Source organism: Streptomyces hygroscopicus (genome assembly GCF_026168105.1).
Classification (GTDB): domain Bacteria; phylum Actinomycetota; class Actinomycetes; order Streptomycetales; family Streptomycetaceae; genus Streptomyces; species Streptomyces hygroscopicus_D.
Genome location: NZ_LBMW01000067.1, coordinates 14687 through 33811, shown reverse-complemented (window position 1 = coordinate 33811; position 19125 = coordinate 14687). Strand labels below are relative to the sequence as shown.

The 19125-nt window shown below is 67.7% G+C and carries 14 protein-coding genes and 4 pseudogenes; 9 read left to right on the top strand and 9 right to left on the bottom strand.

Translation table 11 applies throughout. The features are described 5' to 3' along the window. Window positions 1–633: 633 nt before the first annotated feature. Window positions 634–778: pseudogene (locus AAW14_RS39930) on the top strand (IS5/IS1182 family transposase); the annotation flags it as partial. Between the two features lie 266 nt (window positions 779–1044). Here AAW14_RS39930 and AAW14_RS35900 read toward each other — a convergent pair. Beyond that, on the bottom strand, window positions 1045–1686 hold the full coding sequence (locus AAW14_RS35900) for a TetR/AcrR family transcriptional regulator (RefSeq protein WP_265568640.1): 642 nt from the start codon (window positions 1684–1686) through the stop codon (window positions 1045–1047). A gap of 99 nt (window positions 1687–1785) precedes the next feature. On the opposite strand from AAW14_RS35900, the gene AAW14_RS35895 reads away from it, so the two are divergent. Beyond that, the gene (locus AAW14_RS35895; RefSeq protein WP_265568639.1) at window positions 1786–2778 is read left to right on the top strand and encodes a 4,5-dihydroxyphthalate decarboxylase; all 993 of its coding nucleotides are present in this window, start codon (window positions 1786–1788) and stop codon (window positions 2776–2778) included. 53 nt (window positions 2779–2831) lie between these two features. Here AAW14_RS35895 and AAW14_RS35890 read toward each other — a convergent pair whose 3' ends face one another. The 4 genes and pseudogenes from AAW14_RS35890 to AAW14_RS35875 form a co-directional block, all read right to left on the bottom strand. After that, the gene (locus AAW14_RS35890; RefSeq protein WP_265568638.1) at window positions 2832–3017 is read right to left on the bottom strand and encodes a hypothetical protein; all 186 of its coding nucleotides are present in this window, start codon (window positions 3015–3017) and stop codon (window positions 2832–2834) included. 38 nt (window positions 3018–3055) lie between these two features. Then, complete coding sequence (locus AAW14_RS35885; RefSeq protein ID WP_265568637.1) at window positions 3056–3823, bottom strand: DUF4158 domain-containing protein; 768 nt, start codon at window positions 3821–3823, stop codon at window positions 3056–3058. A 501-nt stretch (window positions 3824–4324) separates the two neighbouring features. Beyond that, window positions 4325–4918 carry a transposase gene (locus tag AAW14_RS35880; RefSeq protein ID WP_265568636.1) on the bottom strand — a complete coding sequence of 198 codons (594 nt, stop codon included), beginning with the start codon at window positions 4916–4918 and terminating at the stop codon, window positions 4325–4327. 47 nt (window positions 4919–4965) lie between these two features. After that, a pseudogene (locus AAW14_RS35875) lies at window positions 4966–5406 on the bottom strand (helix-turn-helix domain-containing protein); the annotation flags it as partial. Window positions 5407–5484: 78 nt separating this feature from the next. Between AAW14_RS35875 and AAW14_RS35870 the strand changes: the two are divergent. From AAW14_RS35870 to AAW14_RS35860, 3 genes are all read left to right on the top strand, one after another. Next, on the top strand, window positions 5485–5766 hold the full coding sequence (locus AAW14_RS35870) for a Scr1 family TA system antitoxin-like transcriptional regulator (protein WP_265568635.1): 282 nt from the start codon (window positions 5485–5487) through the stop codon (window positions 5764–5766). 554 nt (window positions 5767–6320) lie between these two features. Next, window positions 6321–6821, top strand: coding sequence for a hypothetical protein (locus AAW14_RS35865; protein WP_265568634.1), 501 nt, complete (start codon window positions 6321–6323; stop codon window positions 6819–6821). Further along, window positions 6818–7162, top strand: coding sequence for a hypothetical protein (locus tag AAW14_RS35860; RefSeq protein WP_265568633.1), 345 nt, complete (start codon window positions 6818–6820; stop codon window positions 7160–7162). The genes AAW14_RS35865 and AAW14_RS35860 overlap by 4 nt, the downstream gene beginning before the upstream one ends. Window positions 7163–7945: 783 nt before the next feature. Here AAW14_RS35860 and AAW14_RS35855 read toward each other — a convergent pair. Then, window positions 7946–8197 (bottom strand): annotated as a pseudogene (locus tag AAW14_RS35855) (transposase); the annotation flags it as partial. Between the two features lie 174 nt (window positions 8198–8371). Between AAW14_RS35855 and AAW14_RS35850 the strand changes: the two are divergent. Beyond that, window positions 8372–8503: pseudogene (locus AAW14_RS35850) on the top strand (IS110 family transposase); the annotation flags it as partial. A 2-nt stretch (window positions 8504–8505) separates the two neighbouring features. Here the strand turns inward: AAW14_RS35850 and AAW14_RS35845 are convergent. From AAW14_RS35845 to AAW14_RS35835, 3 genes are all read right to left on the bottom strand, one after another. After that, window positions 8506–8829 (bottom strand): hypothetical protein, encoded by a 324-nt coding sequence (locus AAW14_RS35845; RefSeq protein WP_265568642.1) that lies wholly within the window; start codon window positions 8827–8829, stop codon window positions 8506–8508. Window positions 8830–8896: 67 nt separating this feature from the next. Next, window positions 8897–9637, bottom strand: a complete 741-nt coding sequence (locus AAW14_RS35840) for a type 1 glutamine amidotransferase domain-containing protein (RefSeq protein WP_265568632.1) — start codon at window positions 9635–9637, stop codon at window positions 8897–8899. Between the two features lie 307 nt (window positions 9638–9944). Further along, window positions 9945–10115: a hypothetical protein gene (locus AAW14_RS35835; protein ID WP_265568631.1), complete on the bottom strand. Its 171-nt coding sequence runs from the start codon at window positions 10113–10115 to the stop codon at window positions 9945–9947. Between the two features lie 835 nt (window positions 10116–10950). On the opposite strand from AAW14_RS35835, the gene AAW14_RS35830 reads away from it, so the two are divergent. The 3 genes from AAW14_RS35830 (at window position 10951) to AAW14_RS35820 (ending at window position 18957) form a co-directional block, all read left to right on the top strand. After that, a complete protein-coding gene (locus AAW14_RS35830; protein ID WP_265568630.1) occupies window positions 10951–13572 on the top strand; it encodes a transcriptional regulator in 2622 nt (873 codons plus the stop codon). Between the two features lie 568 nt (window positions 13573–14140). Then, window positions 14141–14944 (top strand): hypothetical protein, encoded by an 804-nt coding sequence (locus AAW14_RS35825; RefSeq protein ID WP_265568629.1) that lies wholly within the window; start codon window positions 14141–14143, stop codon window positions 14942–14944. 497 nt (window positions 14945–15441) lie between these two features. Continuing rightward, the gene (locus AAW14_RS35820; protein ID WP_322741158.1) at window positions 15442–18957 is read left to right on the top strand and encodes an NB-ARC domain-containing protein; all 3516 of its coding nucleotides are present in this window, start codon (window positions 15442–15444) and stop codon (window positions 18955–18957) included. The last annotated feature ends 168 nt before the right edge of the window (window positions 18958–19125 follow it).

Below are 19125 nucleotides of genomic sequence, written 5' to 3'. Positions count from 1 at the left end.
GGCATCGGTGAGGTCGCTGGGGTACGAGCGGTGTCGCGTCATGTTTCGGTAGTACCGTCGGGCAAGGCGCATCCCCAGGGCGCAAACAGCGTCAACCGGGGGCGCTTTGGGATCAGACAGGAGCGACTCCACTCAAACGGGCAGAAGTATGGAGTCTCCTGTCGCACAGCCCGCATTGACCACTCTCGCCTCAGTAGCCGCAGACTCACTCGTCCCGCGAAGCGCCACCAAACAACCTCGCCAGGACAAAACGCTCTTTAAGTACCTGTTTCGGATCCCCATATTCGAGTGGCTTTTGGGCCTAGGCTGGCCGGCTGTCCGAGGACGCCGGACAGGCCGGAGAGCGAGTGTGCGAGGGCTGCGGTGTACAGCTGAGGCCGGATGCACGGCCCGATGCGGTGTACTGCTCGGCGCCTTGTCGTTCCAGGCAGTGGCGCCGGGCCCGGCGTCTGCGCAAGCGGGTGGCCGCGGATCTGAGTGGTGCCGGCCTGGCCGAGTGTCCCGAGTGCGGAGGCACTTGGGTGGCCGGGGTGGACCGCCGGTCCAACGCGGTCTACTGCTCGCGGCGGTGCGTCACGAGGGCCTGGAGGGCCCGGAAGGAAACGTTCGTCGGATGGTCACAGTGGCCGCATCCCGAAGGACGCCTCCGGGTTCGTCGTTCTGCCCCGGCGCTGGGTCGTCGAACGCTCACACGCCTGGGTCATGCACGCCCGTCGGCACGCGCGCGACTACGAACGGCTCATCCAGCCCTCGGAATCGCTGATCACCTGGGCCCACCCTCATGACCAGGCGAATCACCCGGCGATCCTCCCGCAGAAGCAATCAGCTGGCCTCCCGCGAAGCCCAACGGGACTGATCATTCTCAAGGTCATGGTGCTGACCTTGGCCCGCGCCGGCCCGAACCCGGCCTCGGTGTCACTCTCCCACCGCCGTCCGTGGCCTGTCAGCGGAACACCACCGCGGAGTGGGCCATCATGGCGCTGGCGGATGCGGGGGTGCCGCATCCGCATGTGCAGCGGATTTGCAGCCTGAGCTGGGGAACGCTCACCGCGAGGTGTTGTCCGGGCGCTCGGCTCCGTCGAGCAACCCCCGGACGGCGTCGTTGAATCCCGCCGTGTCGGTCAAGCCGAAGGCCACACGCTGGAGCAGGAATCCGTGCAGCAGACCGATCAATACCCGTGCGCCGCTCTCCGGCTCCACGGTTTGGATAGCGCCCGCCGCTTGTCCGCGGCGCAGGGCGGCGGCGATGCTGCGACGGACCCTTTCGAAGCCCTCCAAGGCGCGGGCGTGCAGGCCGTCGTTGCGCAGCAGTTCCGACCAGGTCTGCACGACGCACTGCAGCAGTTCCTCGACCGGCACCACCTGCCCTGCGGCGTCCGTGACGGTCTCGGCACTCAGTGCATGAAGGGAGGCGGCGACCAGGTCGCCCAGGGAAGGGGCGTCAGCGGCCACGGCCACCCGCTCCATCGGCTCGAAGATCAGCCGGAAGGCGTCCGCGGCGATGGCCAGGATGATCTCCTCCTTGCTCGCGAAGTAGCGGTAGGGGGCACCCGCAGAAACACCGGCTGCGGCGGCGATGTCCGGCATCGAGGTCTGGTGGAAGCCGCCCCGCGCGAAACACCGGCGCGCTGCCGCCACGATCTCCGCACGCTTGGCTTCCCGCCGCTCAGGCGTGATGCGCGGCATGTCCGGCCTCCCTCAAAGTGAATGATCATTCATCTTGACATGGAATCATATCGGCCTCATCGTGAAAATGAAAGGTCATTCACGGAAGCGAGGATCTTGATGAGCATCGAGCTGACCATCGGCACCTACCGGTACGAGCACACCGAGGCGCTCTTCGACGGCCGCGTGAAGATCGACGGGGTGGACGCCACCCTTGAGACGGAGCCCCTGGTCTCGGACCTCTTCCGGCACATGCTCGAAGGCCGCTACGACATAGCGGAACTCGGCTTGACCTACTTTCTGCGTACCTTCGACCTGGACGACGCGCCATTCATGGCGCTGCCGATCTTCCCGAACCGCAACTTCCGGCACTCCGCCATCTTCGTGAACACCGAGGCGGGAATCGAGAAGCCGCAGGACCTCGCCGGCAAGACACTCGGCGAGTTCGCGCTCTTCGGACACGACGCCGGCGTCTGGCCCAAGGGCATCCTGTCGGACGAGTTCGGCGTGACCGTCGACCAGTGCCGCTGGGTCATCGGCGGCACCGACCATCCCATCCCCGCGTTCGACTGGCTCCCGCAGCCGGTGCCGGACGGCGTGCACGTGCGGCACGCCGACGACGGCCAGACCCTGGGCGCCATGCTCGAGTCCGGAGAGATCGACGCGCTCATCTCGGTCGACGTGCCCCAGGCCATGTTGCGGGGATCGACGAAGATCGTCCGGCTCTTCCCCGACTATGAGAACGTCGAGCGCGACTACTACCGGCGTACCGGGATCTTCCCCCCGATGCACATCGTCGCGGTCCGCAAGGACCTGGTGCACCGTTCCGAAAATCTGCGCTCGGTCTACCGCGCCTTCGTCAAGGCCAAGGACCTGGCCGAACGCAAATACATCGAGGACGCCCCGAAGCAGCACATGAGCCTGGTGACCCCCTGGTTCAGCAGCCTGTTCGAACACAACCGCAGCCTGCTCGGCGAGGACTGGTGGCCCTACGGCCTGCGCGCGAACCGCAAGGCGGTCGACACCTTCCTGCGCTACCACCACGAGCAGGGCCTCTCCAAGCGCCTGCTGACCAGCCGCGACATCTTCATCCCCGAGTTCCTCGACACCTAGTCGCACCGATCAGGGGCCAAAAGCACCCACCGGTCCCGCAAGGACACCGTGTTCTACCGCGATGCCTTGGCCATCAACTGACACCCGTACAGGGCGGCATGGAAGGCGGCGGCAAGCTCGCGGGCCCGCTCCTCGCTCCGCACGCCGTGCAGCATGAAGTACACCGGACCTGCGTGATCCACGCCGGCCTTCTGCTCGCGGACCAGGTGGACGATGGCGGCTCGCAGGGCGTCGTTCACGGCGTCGTTGACGGTGTGAAAATCGGTCCGCTTCTCGCCTACAGGGATGAGAAACAGGCACGAAGCGCCGCGCCACCTGTTCGGCCTCGGCCGTGGAGATCCGAGGGGTACATCTTGAATGCTCGTGCGCGCCACGCGGCCACCAGCTTCCCCGAGCAGCCCACGAACAGCCCGTCAGGCAGGCCGATTTGCGCACGTCGTTCAGCTTGGTGGTCTCCGTCGGCAGCGAGTCCAGGCCGACCGACCCGGGGCCGCGCTTGAGTGAGGTCGGCAGCGCGGCGCCGTCCTCGTTGTCCTCGGCTACTAGCGCCGGCAGCCGGGCCACGCCGACGTCTCCCAGGCGGTCGACGGTCCGCGCGCAGAACACCTTCTCCGCCCGGGTCTGGGCCGCGGTCACGATGCGGTCGATCCGTCCCGGCGGCTCGATCCGGTCTGCGCGGCACTGCACGAGCAGGGTAATCTCCTGGTTGGCCGCCGAGGTATGCCCGGTCGAGCCGGCAGAAGATCGGCGGACGGAGCTGTTCGTCGGCGCGCGTGGACAGCCGGAGGCCCAGGGCCTCGCGGATCTGATTGCGGTGATACTCGGCGGTCCGGCCGGTGAACGCGTACTTCGCGAACTCCGCGGCCGGCACCCTCACCAAGTCCGCGACGTACTCCATCGCGGTCTGCGGGATCTCCTCGACGAACTCCGGGAACCGCCCCTCCTGCTCGAAGAACTTCAGGGTCAGGGCGAAGCCGAGCCGGGTCGGGCCGTTCTTGTTGGCCACCAGTGGCCAGTCACCGTCCACCGGCGTCCAGCACGCCACCACGTCTTCCGGTGATCATTCGTGCCGCATGCCCTGCCCCCCTTCTCGTTCCCGGCCTCACTCGTTCGGCCCACCCGGACGGCCGACGGCGGGGAAACGGGAAACCTGAACGCCCAGAAGCTCCCCCAGGGTCAGATTGCTGCTGAGGTCAGAGATAGGAGTCCGGGGCCGAGATCGTTCAAGGCGGACTTGCCCCACGTCTGCCGGGATCCGGTCGGGACCAGGACCAACGCCGCGACGGCGCGAGAGACCCCCGGAGACGTTCGCCTTGCGCCCCGCCGTCCCAGTGTGGGCGGTCGTGCATTGCGAACATGGTGGGCCCGCCGCTGGTGGAAACGCTTGGGGTCGGCCGAAACTTCGCGGTCCGATTACCGGCGTAGCGGGGTGTGGGGGCTGCGCAGCCCGTCGGCTAGGACATGACGGATCACCGTCGTTCGCCGGGCGACGCCAAGGCGCGGAGGTGTCACGGTTCGGACGGTAGGGAGCGGCACTGACGCGACGTCATCCGCAGATCCAGGGTCGGGCGCGGGTGTTGAGCTGGGCTGTGGCCACTTCGGTGGCGTGGGTGATGTGGCCGCGGTCGCCGAAGGAGCGTCCGGCCATGGCAGTCCTGCGGAAGATGCGCCACCAGCCCTCTTGGAGGTTGAGCCAGCAGGCGCCGACCGGGATGAACACGTGCCTGAGCCTGATGCGAGGATGGGCCTCGAGCCAGGTCCGGGTGGACACGCTGTTGTGCGAGGACAGATTGTCGGTGATCACATAGATGTCCCCGACGGGGTTGGCGCCCTCGACGAGCTGAAGGAACTGCCGGTAGAAGGCGCTGTTGCGGGAGGTGGCGGTCATCGTGAGCTCCTGGCCGTCACGGACCCGTAAGCCGCCGTAGACCCAGGTTTTCTGCGGTCCGCGGGAGTAGTCGATCTCGTTCTTGATGCGGTGTCCGTCCGGTGACCAGCCCGGTGCCGGCGGGAAGGTGCGGGGGATGACCGGGCCGAGCTCGTCGGCGCAGACGACCGTCGCGCCGGCGGGCGGGCTGGTGTAGAGCTCGACGATCCGGGTCCTTTTCCCTCGAAGTCCGCATCTCTCGAGCGCGTCCACGAGGGCGTGCGCCGCCAGCGCACGCCCCTGGCCGGCAGGATCCGGCGCACCTGGGAGCGACTGACCTCGATGCCCAGGTCCCGGGCCGCAGCAGTCAGTGTGTTCAACGTCCACTCCGAGGGCCCCGACTCGTCCGCGGCCCACATCTCGTTCGACGGCTGCACCTCCGGCCGACCCAGCGGGGTCTGCTTGACCATCGCAATGATCCGGGAGCGTTCGGCCTCGGTGATCCTTCGCTTGCGGCCCTGCCCGCCCAGCTCCTCCAGGGCCTCAAGCCCCGAGCGGTTGAAGCGGTGCAGCCGGCAACGTACCGTCTTCTGACTGCACCTCACCTCGCCAGCGATCTGCGGGACCAGCCAGCCGTCCCAGCTCAGCTCGACCATCCGGCACCGCTCCACCAGAACCTTCGGCGCCTTCCTGGCAGCCGCCAGGCGGTGGACCACCGCTTGCTCGCCCTCGTCACGTCCCGGCCGTGCCCTCAGCACCATGACCCAGCACCCGCCCCCGAGCACCCGCAACCACCCCGCCACCAGCAGCTATACCCACCAAAAGCGGAATCGAGCAGTATGCGCCGCGCGCGGGTCATCTACGAAGGTGACCACCGCTTCGCAACGCTCATCGAAGAGAACGTCCTCAATCACCGGGTCGATGACGAGGACATGATGGCCGGCCGGCTCGGCAACCTCCTTGCCGTGATGACTCTGCCGTCCATGTCGCTCGGCATCATCCCGGCCGCAGCTGCGCGGGAAGGGACCATGTGGCCGCTTGAGCAGTTCACGGTCTTCGACGACTCGCGTATTCACGTGGAACTGCTCGCGGCGAAGGTGACTGTCACGGCACCCGGCTAACTGGACATCTACCTGCGCGCGTTCGCGCGGCTCGCAGACTTGGCCGTGTACGGCGCTGAAGCGCGCACTCCGATCCTGCCGGCGATCGAGGCTCTGCGCTGAGCCAGGCATGACGAAACGCCCCCTGCACAGTCCCGCGTTGGGCCATGCAGGGCTGCTCTTGTATCGGCCGGCCCGGCCCACACATTGTTCGCGTCCGGCGTGAACGCAGACAGGGTCAGGGTGCCACGTCGCCCTGCACCACGGGAGCCTCGATGTGCCGTCGGTCCGCCACTGTGCCTGGCCAAGTCGGTTCTGCCGCGCCAGCGTGAACTGGCCGACGTCGCCGAGCGGTTGGCGACACCGTCCGACCCGCGTGACTGCCGCGGCCAGCGGCACTCGCTGGTGTCGGTGCTACTGACCGCGGCCTGCGCGGTACTGTCCGGGCCCGCTCCTACCTGGCCATCGGCTTGTGGGCGCGTAACGCCCCGCGGGATGCCCTCGCCCGCCTGCGTGTCCGCCCCCGTGGCCCGCTCGGCATCCGGCGTGCTCCTGCCACCTCCACGATCCGCCGCGTGCTCACCCTCGTGTGCCCCGGTGAGCCGGCCGACCCGCTCGGCTCCGCCCCGGACGGCGTCGAGCAGGTGGCCGTGGACGGCAAGAGTGCCCGCGGCTCAGGCACCGACACCGACGACGTCGTTCACGTGCTGTCGGCCCTCACCGGCACCGGACGCGTCATCTCCCAGCTTCGGTGCCGGACAAGACCACCGGGGTCACCGCCCCGAACGCACTGCGGCGCCTTCGACCTCACCGGCGCGACGGTCACCGCCGACGCGCTGCACACCACGCGCGAACAGGCCCGCTACCTGGTCGAAGAGAAGAACGCCCACTTCGTGCTCGTGGTCAAGCGCAACCAGCCGCACCTGAACGCCATGCTCCGGCCCTGCCCTGCAGGGGATGCACAGCGGTGCGCTACGACCGCGAGCTGGGACACGGACGACGCGAGACCCGCTCGGTGCGCGTGCTCACCGTCACCGGCCCCGGCCTGGACTTCCCGCATATCGCGCAGGCCGTGAAGATCCACCGCTACCGCACCGGCATCGAGAGCGGGAAGACCACCCGGCAGACCATCTACGCGATCACCGACATGACCTCCCGTCAGGCCTCTCCGCAGCGTCTCGGACAACTCGCCCGCGGCCATCCGGGCATCGAGTTCGTCCACCACGTGAGAGACACGACCTTCGCCAAGGACGCCTCCAAGATCCGCACCGGGCACGGCCCCGCGAACATAGCCACACTGCGAAACCTCGAAGTCAAAACACTCCGCGACGCCGGTCACCACAGCATCGCCGCCGGACTACGGCAGGCCTCCTACACGCCCTTCACGCGCCCGCTCGACCTGCTCGGGCTCACTTGACCTGCACCGACATGATCACCAGGACTTTGAAGCAGCCCTGGTCAGGGAGACAGGCCACAGGTGGCAAAGTGCTTGATCAGTCTCAAGTCGCGCGCGACCAACTTGGCTTGCCGCCCACGTGCTGCCAGGCTATCGATTACTTTTGGCAAAGTTCGGTAACGCTTCTACCTGCGACCCGGCTTCTGCGATCCGGCATTTTTCTCCTTGACCGGTGTATATTTCTCTGGAGGTTGCTGCGGGCCCCCGTGCGCTGCACCAGTACGCCGTTGCAGCAGCTTCACCGCCTGTTGCCGCACCGCGCGATTCTGATGCTGCTGACTGGTCTGGGGTGGCGGGTTGTGGCTGGAATCCCCTGAGCTAGTGGGCATCTGGGCTGCCGCCGCAGCAATAGTGGAGTTCTCCTCAGCGGAGCTGTCCCCCGCTTTGAGTATTGCATCTTTCAGTTCCCCACCGAGATAGCGTCGTTGAGTCTGATTCGTCGTTCGTGCAGCGTCCGGCGGCTCGCCGTATGGTCCCGTGTTCGATGCCTTACGTATAGCTTCCGCTAGGTTGCGCCCCACCGCGCGGCGCCCCTGTCCTATCGTAGGCTCCCAGGGGGCGACCGCGTTTTCTTCTATCGGTTCGTTGGTTGGCAACGGATACTCCTGTGTGCGATGGGCCTTTGACCATAACAACGGAGCCCGGAAATTTTGGGTTCATCCATTGCTGAGTTTCGTGGTTCGCTGCCACCGACGGGGCTCGCTACCGTTCGTAGTGCGTGACGACTCGGCCATGGATCGTGGCGAGCCAGCCGGCACCGTCCTGGGCTGTGGCAACGTCCAGGCCGAGGGTCTCGCGGCGCCCGTCAGCGTTGAGGCCGACCGCGATCAGGGCGTGGACGTTGATGATCCGGCCGCCCTCACGGACCTTCTGCGTGAGCGCGTCGACCTAGACGAACGCATACGGACCGGCGTCCAGGGGCCGGTTGCGTAAGACTGCGACCTGCTCATCCAGGTGCCGGGCCATCGCAGAGACCCGGGACTTCGACAACTGGGTTGAGGTTCCCCCGGGATGCGGAGTGAGGTGACAGAGAGTCAGATGGGATTCATGAGAGGAACATCGACCGTGGCTGCCCCCAGGAAAGGAAATACCCGCTGGAGTTGCGTGATCGTGCGGTGCGGATGTATCGCACCTCCGACCCGAAGCCGCAGATCAAGCGCCTCGCCGGCGAGCCGCCGCGGGATCGGCAAGTCCGACCTGATCGACGCCCAGCGCATAGCCGCATCCGTGCTTCCGCTCATCGAAAAGCAGCTGCGCACCCCGCGGATGGACGAAGGGATCCGCGCGGCAGTACAGATCCTCCGCTACCAGCAGCTATGCCCACCAAAAGCGGTATCGAGCAGTAACGTGCACTCGTGGGGATCAGCGTCCAGGTACGGACATTCACGGGTACGGTCGAGGCCACGTGCGTGTATCGCGCCGTTGCAGCCCTGTGCGAACGGGCGGCGAGCCAGAATTTGCCCCTGCTCGGGTGCGTCGACCCCTGTGATGACACCGTTTTCAACCGGTCGCAACTCAAGGTCCTCGTCCCGGAAGTCCGGGTCTTGGCGGCCGGATCCACCGCCGAGTAAGCCGAGGCCGCGCACGAAATCCTGGCCGTGACTGCCCAAGTCGAGCGCAAGGCTCACCGGTACCTCATCTTCAACGGCGACTGACACCGTCACTTTCACAACGGGCCCTGGCCAGGCAAGCGGGCTATTCCAGCAGGGCGGTGAAGCGCCGGGCGAAGAGGTAGGCGTCACCGGGCCATCGGGCGGACAGATACCGGCCGTCCTGGACGACGAAGGCGGGGGTGTCGTCAGCCGCCGTACCGCGCCGCCGCAGCTCGATCGGTCCGTGCTCGAATTGCGTGGGGTCGTCGAGCGCGGCGGTCACCTCGTCCTGGACGTACGCCGGATACGTCCGGTAATAGCGGCCGCGCCGCCACGCGGTGAGGTAATAGGCACTGCGCTCCATGTACTTTGGCAGGCAGGTGGTGCGCCGGTCGGCGATGACGCTGCGTCCGGTCTCCGGGGCGATGGTGCGGGCGAGTACGAGGACGCCGTGGCAGATGGCGCCCACCGGCCTGCCCGTTGCCCAGAAGCGGGCGACCTTCGCCTGCAGGGCACGGGAGCCGAGGTACTGCCGCATACCGGGCGCATGCCCGCCGGGCAGGAGCAGACCGTCGTACTCCTGCGGTTCCACGGCGTCCCAGGCGATCGGAGCCCGGAAGGCGGCGTCGCCGGTGAGTTCGCGGTAGAACTCCTTCGGCTCCGGCTCGGCACCGAGCTGCCCGAAGAGCACACCACTGAGCAGCAGCGGATCGGCCTGCGGCGGCAAGCCGCCGTGCTCAGTGGCGAACACCACGTCGTGGCCGGCGTCGCATAGCAGCCGCCAGGGGACAGCGACCTCGGTGACATCGAAGTCCCGGTCGGGCAACGGGAGGAGGACACGCATGACTGATGCTTATCACGGCGCCGCCGTCGGCCAGGCACCTACCCGCCAATGCACAGGGATCCAACGAACAGCAGCGAACTCACCAAAGCCGCCAGGCCCGCTGCATGCGTCCTATCGGCCGACCGCCACAAGAAGATCATCTGTTGAGGCAGGTAGAAGGTGTTGCCGGGCTCGTCGCCCAGCACCAGCGCGAATGCGTTGCGCTGCCCAGGCTGATCACTCCCGCGTCTCCCTCGCAGGCGCGGTCACAGGCGTCCGTTTGGTCTCTGGCGCCGAGTGGGCTGCCCCTGGGACTGCCACATGTTGATCACCGCTTGCCGCGGATCGCGCGGATGACGGTGGCCACGCCCTGCAGGACCGCAGCACGGTCACCGGAGTCGGTGCCATTCATGGCGAATCGGGCCACCAGCACGGCGGCAACAGCCACAATCATCACGACGACTGCTCCGCCCAGAAGGCTGGCGATCAGCGTGTCCATGCGCTGTCCTCCCCATTGTCCCTGTTATCGGAATTGTCGGCATTGCTGGCCGGCACCCACGTTGGTGCCGGGCTGTGCCAGGACAGCGCATCTCGGGGACGCCTATCGAGGCCTACCGGACGGGCCGGACGAACTGAAGAAAGCGGCAGGCCAGAACGGGTATCCCTGAGCAGATGGCCGGACGGCCCGGACGGACACCGCCTGCCGGACCAAGGAAGGGGCGAATATGGGGAGTGCGGCTGAGCGCTCGTTACTGGCGCAGCAGCTGGTCAAGCTGGAAGGAAGCGCGCTGAGTGGGGGCCGGCGCCGGGCGGATGCGATCCGTGAGGTGAACGCGCGCATAGATGACGTAAACAAGAGACTTGGCCCAGTCCCTTCACGGGGGCCTGCCGGCCCGACGTCCGGTGCAGGGCCGGGCGCTCCGGAGCTGAAGAAGCTAACGCGTTCCACTGTCGCCGATTGGGTCATGGGAAACACTTCTCCAGCTGACTTCGAACGGTTATGGCTTTTGGTGGCGGTGCTGTGGGAGTGGGCTGGAGCCCCAGACCCCAGGACACCGCAGGGCAAAGGGCGCTGGACCGCCACCCGGGCACAGTGGGAGCAGTGGTGGGAACAAGAGCGCGGCGGGGAGAGCGCGCCGCCGGCCGTGCCGCAGGAGAAGTCGCCCGGCCGGCTGGGGCTGCCGATCGACCAGGTCGATCCTGTCCGGCACCTGGAGGTGCATCCCGCTATCGAGGTTGGTCCGCGGCCACCCGATGCAAATCGGCACGAACAGCTTCCGCGATACGTGCTTCGCGCACACGACGGGCGACTTCGGGATGAGGTGAGAGGGGCGGTGCAGGGGACGAGCTGTCTGGTGGTGCTCGTGGGGAACTCCTCGACCGGCAAGACCCGAGCGCTGTGGGAGGCGGTCAAGCAATTGCCAGCAGGGTGGCGGGTCTGGCGGCCGGCTGACCGCACCGCCCTCCTGGACGGCTTACGCTGCCAACGATCCCTGGCCCGCTCGGTGCTGTGGCTGAACGAACTACAGCGCTACCTCCTTCCCCACGGTCAGCCGGACCCGGACGGGCAGGCGGCCGCCGCGCTGATTTCGCTGCTCGCTGAGCCCCGCCGCGGACCAGCCCTGGTCGTGGGCACCCTGTGGCACGAGCACCACACCAACCTCACCCGCCAGCCGACCGAAGCCTCCCAGCCGGACCCTCACCAGCAGGCCCGCGCCCTGCTCAGCGGCTGCATCCTCACGGCTGCCGAGGACTTCACCACCCACGATCTGCAAGCCGTGCGCGACCTGGCCGAACACGATCCCCGGCTGGCCGAGGCCCTGACCAATGGTGGAACCCGCATCACCCAGTATCTAGCCGGTGCCCGCGAGTTGGTGCGCCGGTACGAACAGGCACCACCCGAGGCCCGAGCCCCGCTCGACGCCGCGGCCGACGCCCGCCGCCTGGGACACAGCGAAGCTCTTCCCGAGGCGTTCCTGCGTGCGGCCGCCGTTTCCTACCTCAATCCCGACCACTGGCGGATCCAGACCCTCCAGTGGCGACAGTCCTGGTTCGAACGAGCCGAGGCCTACACCGACCAGCCCTGCCGGGGGATCCCCGGTCCCCTGACACGGGAGGTGCCTGCACCAGGGCAGCCCGAGACTGGCGAGCCTGTGTACCGGCTGGCCGACTACCTGCAGGCACACACCGCCCGCACCCGGCGCGGCGAGTGCCCACAAGCCGGCTTCTGGGACGCCGCAACCGATCACCTCCAGAACCCTTCCGATCTGATGCCATTGGCCAACGCGGCCAAAGCCCGACAGCGGCTACACATCGCTGACCGCTTCTATCGAACGGCCGCAGATCTCGGTCACACCGATGCGTTGTACGACGTCGCACTGCTGCGGCAGGAAGTCGGGGACCGGGACGGTGCCGAACGCTACGCCCTCCAAGCAGCCGGACACGGCAGCCTCCGAGCCGTGTGGGAGGTGGCCGACCTACGGGAGACGGCCGAAGACTGGGAGGGTGCCGAGCGGCTCTACACAAGGGCCGCCGACCATGGAGACACGTGGGCTCTGTGCTGCCTGGCCCGCCTGCGGCAGAAGGCCGGGGACATCGAAAGTGCCGAACACTACGCTCACCAAGCCGCCGGCCGTGGAGACACTCGCGCTCTGCATGAACTCGTCGAATTGGCCGCAGATCTGAACGGTGCCGAACGCTACGCCCTACAGGCCGCACACTACGGAGGCACTCACGTCCTACGAGAGCTCGCCCGCAGTCATGAAAGGAGCGACCCGAAGACGGCCGAGCGGCTGTACCGCCTCGCTGCGGACCATGCAGACGCCGACGCTTTACAGGACCTGGCACGCCTGCGTCAGGAGGCCGGGGACCACAAGGGTGCCGAGCTGCTGTATCAGCAAGCTGCCGAACGCGGAGCCACACAAGCGATGCGAGAGCTTGCCTGGAGGCGGCAGAGGGACAAAGACCCCGAGTCGGCCGAGCGGCTGTATCGCCGGGCCGCCGATCTCGGGGACACTCACGCTCTGGCTTTCCTGGCCCTGCGACGGCAGAGGGCCGGGGACGGGGACGGTGCTGAACAACTCGCTCTCCAAGCCGCCAGTCGCGGAGACCGTGATGCCGTGTGGTTCGTTGTCCAGCAACGGGAGATCGACGGGGACCCCGATGGTGCCGAGCGCTTCGCTCATCAAGCCGCCGGCAACGGAGACAGCACCCCCATCTGGTACCTCGTCCAACGAAGGGAGTTCGAGGGCGACCGGGGCGGCGCGGAGCGGGTGTACCGTCAGCTCGCTGGTCAGGGGGACGTCAACGCTTTGCTGGGGCTGGCTCGGCTGCGGGAGATCACCGGGGACCATGAGGGTGCGGAGCGCTACGCCCACCAGGCAACTGACCGGGGACATGCCGAGGCTCTGCGGTACCTGTTCCAGCTCCGGCAAGCGGCCGGGGACCCAGATGGTGCCGAGCGGATTGCCCACACAGCAGCCGACCGTGGAGACTCCGTACCTGTGCTCAGCCTGGCCCGTCTGAGGGAGGAGGCCGGAGACCGGGATGGTGCCGAGCGCCTGTATCGCCAGGCCGCCGACGGTGGAGACGCTGGTGCCCTGTTCGCCCTGGGCCGGCTGCGGGAGGCGGCCGGGGACCAGGACGGGGCCGACCATCTGTACTGCCAGGCCGCCGCCCAGGGAGACAGCTGGGACGTGCATCTCCTGGGCCTGCAACGAGAGGGGAAGGGGGACCGGGACGGCGCCGGGCGCCTGTACCGCCGACTTGTCGACCAGGGAGACCCGTGGCCCCTGCGGTGCCTGGCCCGAATGCAGGAGGAGGACGGAGACAACGCAAGCGCCGAGCGCCTGTACCGCCAGGCAGCAGACCATGGAGATGTGCCGTCGCAAGCCGTGCGCAGTCGTTGGCCGTTCGGACTCGACGCGGACGGCCGACAGACAAAGCGGTGGTGGTGAAGGTCTTCCGATGTGCAGCAAAGGTGGCCCGCATCTGATGCCGCGACATCGGCGGCCGACCGCTTGGCCTGTCCGGCTGGGACGGGAAGCCGATGGGAGTGGAGTTCCTCTCTTCCCCGAGCTGCAGATCCGTTGTTGGTGATGTCGGCGCGGGGCTGGCAGGCAGCCACTCCCCCGGCGTCGCCGCTCCCCTGGCGTCGCCGCTCCCCTGGCGTCGCCGCTCCCCCGGTACTGGTGCCGTGCCGCCTCGCTCACTCCACATGCCCGGCCGCCTTCTCAGCCTTGGTCGGCCGCGGAGTCACTGAGGGGACGCACTCCCGGATCCGGGAAGCCTGGTCCGCGGGTCAGTGCCTGACTCGGCTTGGCACAGGGCTGGCCCGGCGCGGTTGTATCCTGCGTGCCTCTGCACCAGTCCGGCGGACCACAAGCGCGCCAGTCACGCGGCCTGACCTGCGCAGATGCGGTGATCAAGAGAGCCGTGTGAGATGCAGGGAGACCACCGGTACGTTCAGTCTCCCGAATCTTCAACGCGCGATTCACAGAATGTGAATCAGGCAGAATGGGGTCCATGGCACGTCGCACTCGCAAGCCGAGCACTCCCATGAAACCGCTGGTCAAGAAGCCAATTCGGATCGGCAACCTCGATGCCGCCGCGGTGGTCGGCGAGCTGCGGCAGCTGCATGAGAACGCCGAGGACACGAACGTCGACCGGCTTCCGGACGACAACGAACTGTTCACGGCGCTGCTCTACTTCGAAGCGCATGCCGGAGCTTTGAAGAGCGAGGAGGCGCGGCGCACCGCGGCAGTCCAACGCGTGCTGCTGTGGGAGTACATCCGTGAACAGGCCGACCTGCACCAAGCGAAGGCCATCGAGGACGCCCGGGCCGCCAATGCCGCCTGGTTGGAACTCGTGGGGCCGCTGGCGGTAGGCGCGCCAAGTGCTGCGTACAACAAGGCAGCGAGGCTTCGGGCGGCCGTTCTCCGGAACGCTTCCCGCGACGAACGGCCGGTGCGCCGTACGCCGGAAGCGGTCCTCGAAGCGGAACGGCAGATCGCAGCACGTGCTGCTGCCGAGCGCCGGGCTGAGGAAGAAGCATCACGACGCCACGAACTGCTTGTACCGGTGGCACGGCGTCTCCTCGAGCACCGGGCCGGGCTGGTCGAGGACGAGGAAGTCACATACTGGCTGGACGAAATCGCAGAGGTCCTCCGCCACTGCGAGACCCCAACGCAGAAGCTCAGTCTCAGCAGGTATCTCCAAGCGGCCGTCCGCGAGCTCGGGCGAGTAGAGCGCCGCACCGCCCGCCAGGTGGCGACAACCGCTGACGCCCGGCGGGCCTATGCTGCGGCAACCAAACTTGCCCCCCACTGAGGCAGACGAGGAGTCGGAACCCAGGTAGCAGGCCCCGGGTGAGCAGCCCTTGTTGGGCCGTCCAGGCTGAGCCTCGGCCTCGCAAGGCGCCGTCGGTATTGCTGTGCGGCGCCTGTGGTGCAGTGCTTCCGTTGCGCTGAGGCTGGGCTCCGCGGCACAGCCCACACCCTCAGCCCGTGGCCAGGAGTCACCCGTCCTCCATTGCCCGGCAGACTGGGGTGCCTTGCTCATTACCCGGCTGGGGCTATTACGCCGTAATAGCCCCAGCCGACGGGGGACGGGGTGGGTTCCGGGTCATGAGAACTTTACGGCGGCGATGGCGCTGTGGGGCTTCAGCCTGCGGCAGTCGAAGCCGCGGCTGGCCCCGGCTGCCAGCAGGTCGGATCGAAGGCTGCCTTCTACCGGAGCGTCCCTCTCGGGCGCGGGCGTTCGTGACGCATCGTTCCAGTTCGGTGTCAGGGAAACGGAAGCGGTGACGGACATCGCGGGCGAGGGAAATGCTCACCTCTATGGGGAACTGGCGACGTCGACTGGGGCAGGCTGCTATCGCGCTGTGTGTGGCCTCGGGGGTTTGGCTGTTGGTGACGGCGGTGCGCGGGGGTTGGGACGCCGCCAATCCGATTGCGAGCGTCCTGGGCGGAGGTGCGGGCATCGCCTCTCTGCTGGTGTCCTTGGGAGTCGGCCCGCGTGCGAGTGCGGCGGCCGGTGATCCGCCGGCTCCTCCCCCGCCGGCCATCCCTGACTGGGTTGTAGACCGTGATGAGGCGGAGCAGATTGTCGCGGCCGTATGCATACAAGCAGGAGTGGGAAGACCGCCCAGGTCTCGGCGGACCGGACGGGGCGGCACCACCGCGGTCGGGATCACCACGGGTTTGCATGGGGCTGGCGGTTTCGGCAAGACAACGCTGGCCCACATGGTGTGCGCCCATCCGAAGGTCCGCCGAGCCTTCCGCGGCCGCGTGTACGTCGTCACGGTCGGACGCAACGTACGCGGCCGGGCGGCGATCGCAGCGAAGGTGGCAGAAGCGACTCGCTTCATCACCGGCGACACTCTCGAAGCCGGTGACGACCCAGGCCGGGCAGGGGACCACCTGGGCCGCTTGCTGGCTCAGCGCCCACGCACACTCCTGGTAATCGATGACGTGTGGGAGGCGGAGCAACTGGAGCCGTTTCTGCGCGGAGCCGAGGAACACTGCGTGCGGCTGGTGACAACCCGCAAGCCTGCTGTGTTGCCGCCTCAGTCAACCCGGGCCGTGGTGGACCGGATGTCGCCGGCCCAGGCACGCGCCGTTCTCACGCACCACCTGGAAGCCGCGTTGCCGGAAGCGCTCCTTGAGGCCCTGGTGAAGGCGACCGGTCGGTGGGCCTTGCTGCTGCGGCTGGTCAATCAGCTGATTGCGGTGCAGGTGGCCACCGGGGTACATGCCGTTACGGCCGCACAGGCCCTGCTCGATCGGCTGCGCGCCCTCGGGCCGACCGGCGCGGACCCCGATATGCCCCTGGAACTGGATGATCCGGTCCGAAGAAACACTGCGGTGCGGGCCAGCATTCAGGCTGCCACCGAACTCCTGCCGAGCGACGGTGGCCGCAGGTTCGCGGAACTCGGGATCTTCGCTGAGGACGAGGTGATTCCACTGCCTCTGGTGGCGCTGCTGTGGAGCGCAACCGGCGATCTCACCGACTCGGAGGCGCGGGCATTGAGCATGCAGATGGCTGACCTGTCGCTGCTCACTCTCGACGGTTCCGTCACCGGCGGCGCCGTCGCCTTGCATGACGTCGTACGCGACTACCTGCGATCCGAACTCGCCGACACCGTGGCTGCCGTCAACACGGCCCTGCTCGACGCGATTGCAGCTGCCCTTCCGCACGCCCATAGCCCGGGGATCCGGGCTGCGTGGTGGCAGACGACCGACGGTTACCTGCTCGACCACCTCATCGAGCACCTCCTTGACGCTGGACGGGCCGCAGAAGCTGAGGCGGTGGCCAGCGACCCGCGATGGGTGCAGGCGCGCTTACGCCAGCGCGGGCCTACCGCACCCTGGCGTGACCTAGACCTGATCAACAGCCCGACGGCTCGCGGACTCGCCATGGACCTGGCCCGCGCTGCCCACCTCCTCTCCCCCACCGATCCACCGCACGCTCTCGACTCCGTGCTCCGCAGTCGACTGAGCAACTTGCCGCACTGGAACGACCAGCCGCACGTTGCCCTTCATCCCACCCTGGCCAACCGATGGCCGCCCCCCGACCTCCCCGACCCCTCCCTGGTCCGCACCCTCACCGGCAGCAGCGACGAAGTCCGGACGGCAGCCTTCAGCCCGGACGGTGCCCTGCTCGCCACTGGAGGCGATGACGGACAGGTGCGGTTGTGGAACCCGGTCACCGGTTCAGCGCTCCGCACTCTCATCAGCGAGCCCAGCGTGCGCGCGGTTGGCTTCAGCCCGGACGGCACCGTGCTTGCCACCGCTGGAGGCCAGGGGCGGGTGACACTGTGGAGCCCGGCCACCGGCACCGCCATCCGCACCCTCCCCCACCACGGAAGCCGGGTGAACGCCCTGGCCTTCACTGCTGACGGCGCAGTGCTGGCCACGCTGACCGACCAGGGGCAGGTATGGCTCTGGGACCCCGCCACCGGCGATGCCCGGCCCGACAGCCCCCTCAATGCGGAGAGCAGGGTGCGCGCGGTTGTCTTCAGCCCGGACAGCACCGTGCTGGCCACCGCCGACGACGACGGACGAGTGTGCCTGTGGAACACGGCCACCAGAAACATCGTGTGCGCGCTCTCCGAACGCGTCCACGGGATCCGGACGGTGGCTTACAGCCCTGACGGGACACTGCTTGCCACAGCCGGCGACGACCGGCGCGTACGGCTGTGGGATCCGGCCACCGGTCAAGCCATTCGTTCCCTGACCGGCCACCACGGCTATGTGAATACGGTGGCGTTCAGCCCCAACGGCACAATGCTTGCCTCGGCCGGCTACGACCAGGTCGTGCGCCTGTGGGATCCGACTCCTGGCGTAGCCGTGCGTGCTCTGACTGGCCACGAAGGCTACGTGAATGCGGTCGCCTTCAGCCCCGATGGCGCACTGCTTGTCACCGCCGGGTCCGACCGGGCAGTGCGGCTTCGGGATCCGGCAGCCAGCATCCACGCCGGCGGCGGGACAGGGGTGCGTCAGATGGCCTTTGCGGCGGGCATGCTCGCCACCGCAGACGACGACGGGTTCGTGCGGCTGTGGGACCCGGAGGACGGAACACGACTGCGCAATCTCACCAACTACATCAGGGGGGTACGGACGTTGGCTTTCAGATCCGATGGGACCATGCTCGCCACCGTCGGGGACGACGGGCATATGTGGATCTGGTCTCCAGCAACAGGCTCCCCTGCCCACCCGTTCACGGACGAAGGTATCCGGGGCGTGAGGGCCATCGCCTTCCATCCCGCAGGAACCGCCCTTGCCACCGCCAGCGACCGGGGTATCGACCTGTGGGATCCGACAGTGGGCAACGTCCAGCGCACCCTCACCGGCGCGGGACTTCAGGGCGTGCAGACAATGATCTTCAGCTTGGACGGATCCGTCCTCGCCACCGCCAATGATCAAGGATCCATCGGCCTCTGGGACCCGGCCGCCGGTGCGGTCCGACGGACTCTCACCGACGGCAACATCCCTGGCGTACGAGCGATAGCCATCAGCGGTGACGGGACCACCCTCGCCACAGTCAGCAGCAACGGAGCCGTGCACATCTGGGATACGACCACGGGCACCGTTCTAGGCGCTCTCACTGGCCACGAAGGCCGCGTCACCGCAGTGGCGTTCAACGGCCGGCGTCTCGCCACAGCAGGTGACGACGGAACCCTACGGGTCTGGGATCCCCATGCCAGACAGACACTGACCATGATGCGCACCGACACGCCCCTGCGCTGCTGCACATGGAGTCCCGATGGCCGAGTCCTCTTCGCCGGCGGGCGAGGAGGACTGTTCGGCTACGACTACCACCCTGGCACCAGCAGCCCCTGAACTCCAGACCCGCAGTGGGCTGCACCTCTCCCCCGCGAGTACTGGCCAGCCACCGGGCGGCTCAGCCGCGGTACGCAGACCCGCGTGGCACTGACGACACCTCTTCCAGGCGCGGACGGGGATGGCCGCATGGGCGCGCGTTGCCATGCACAGGGGAGCACGACCTAT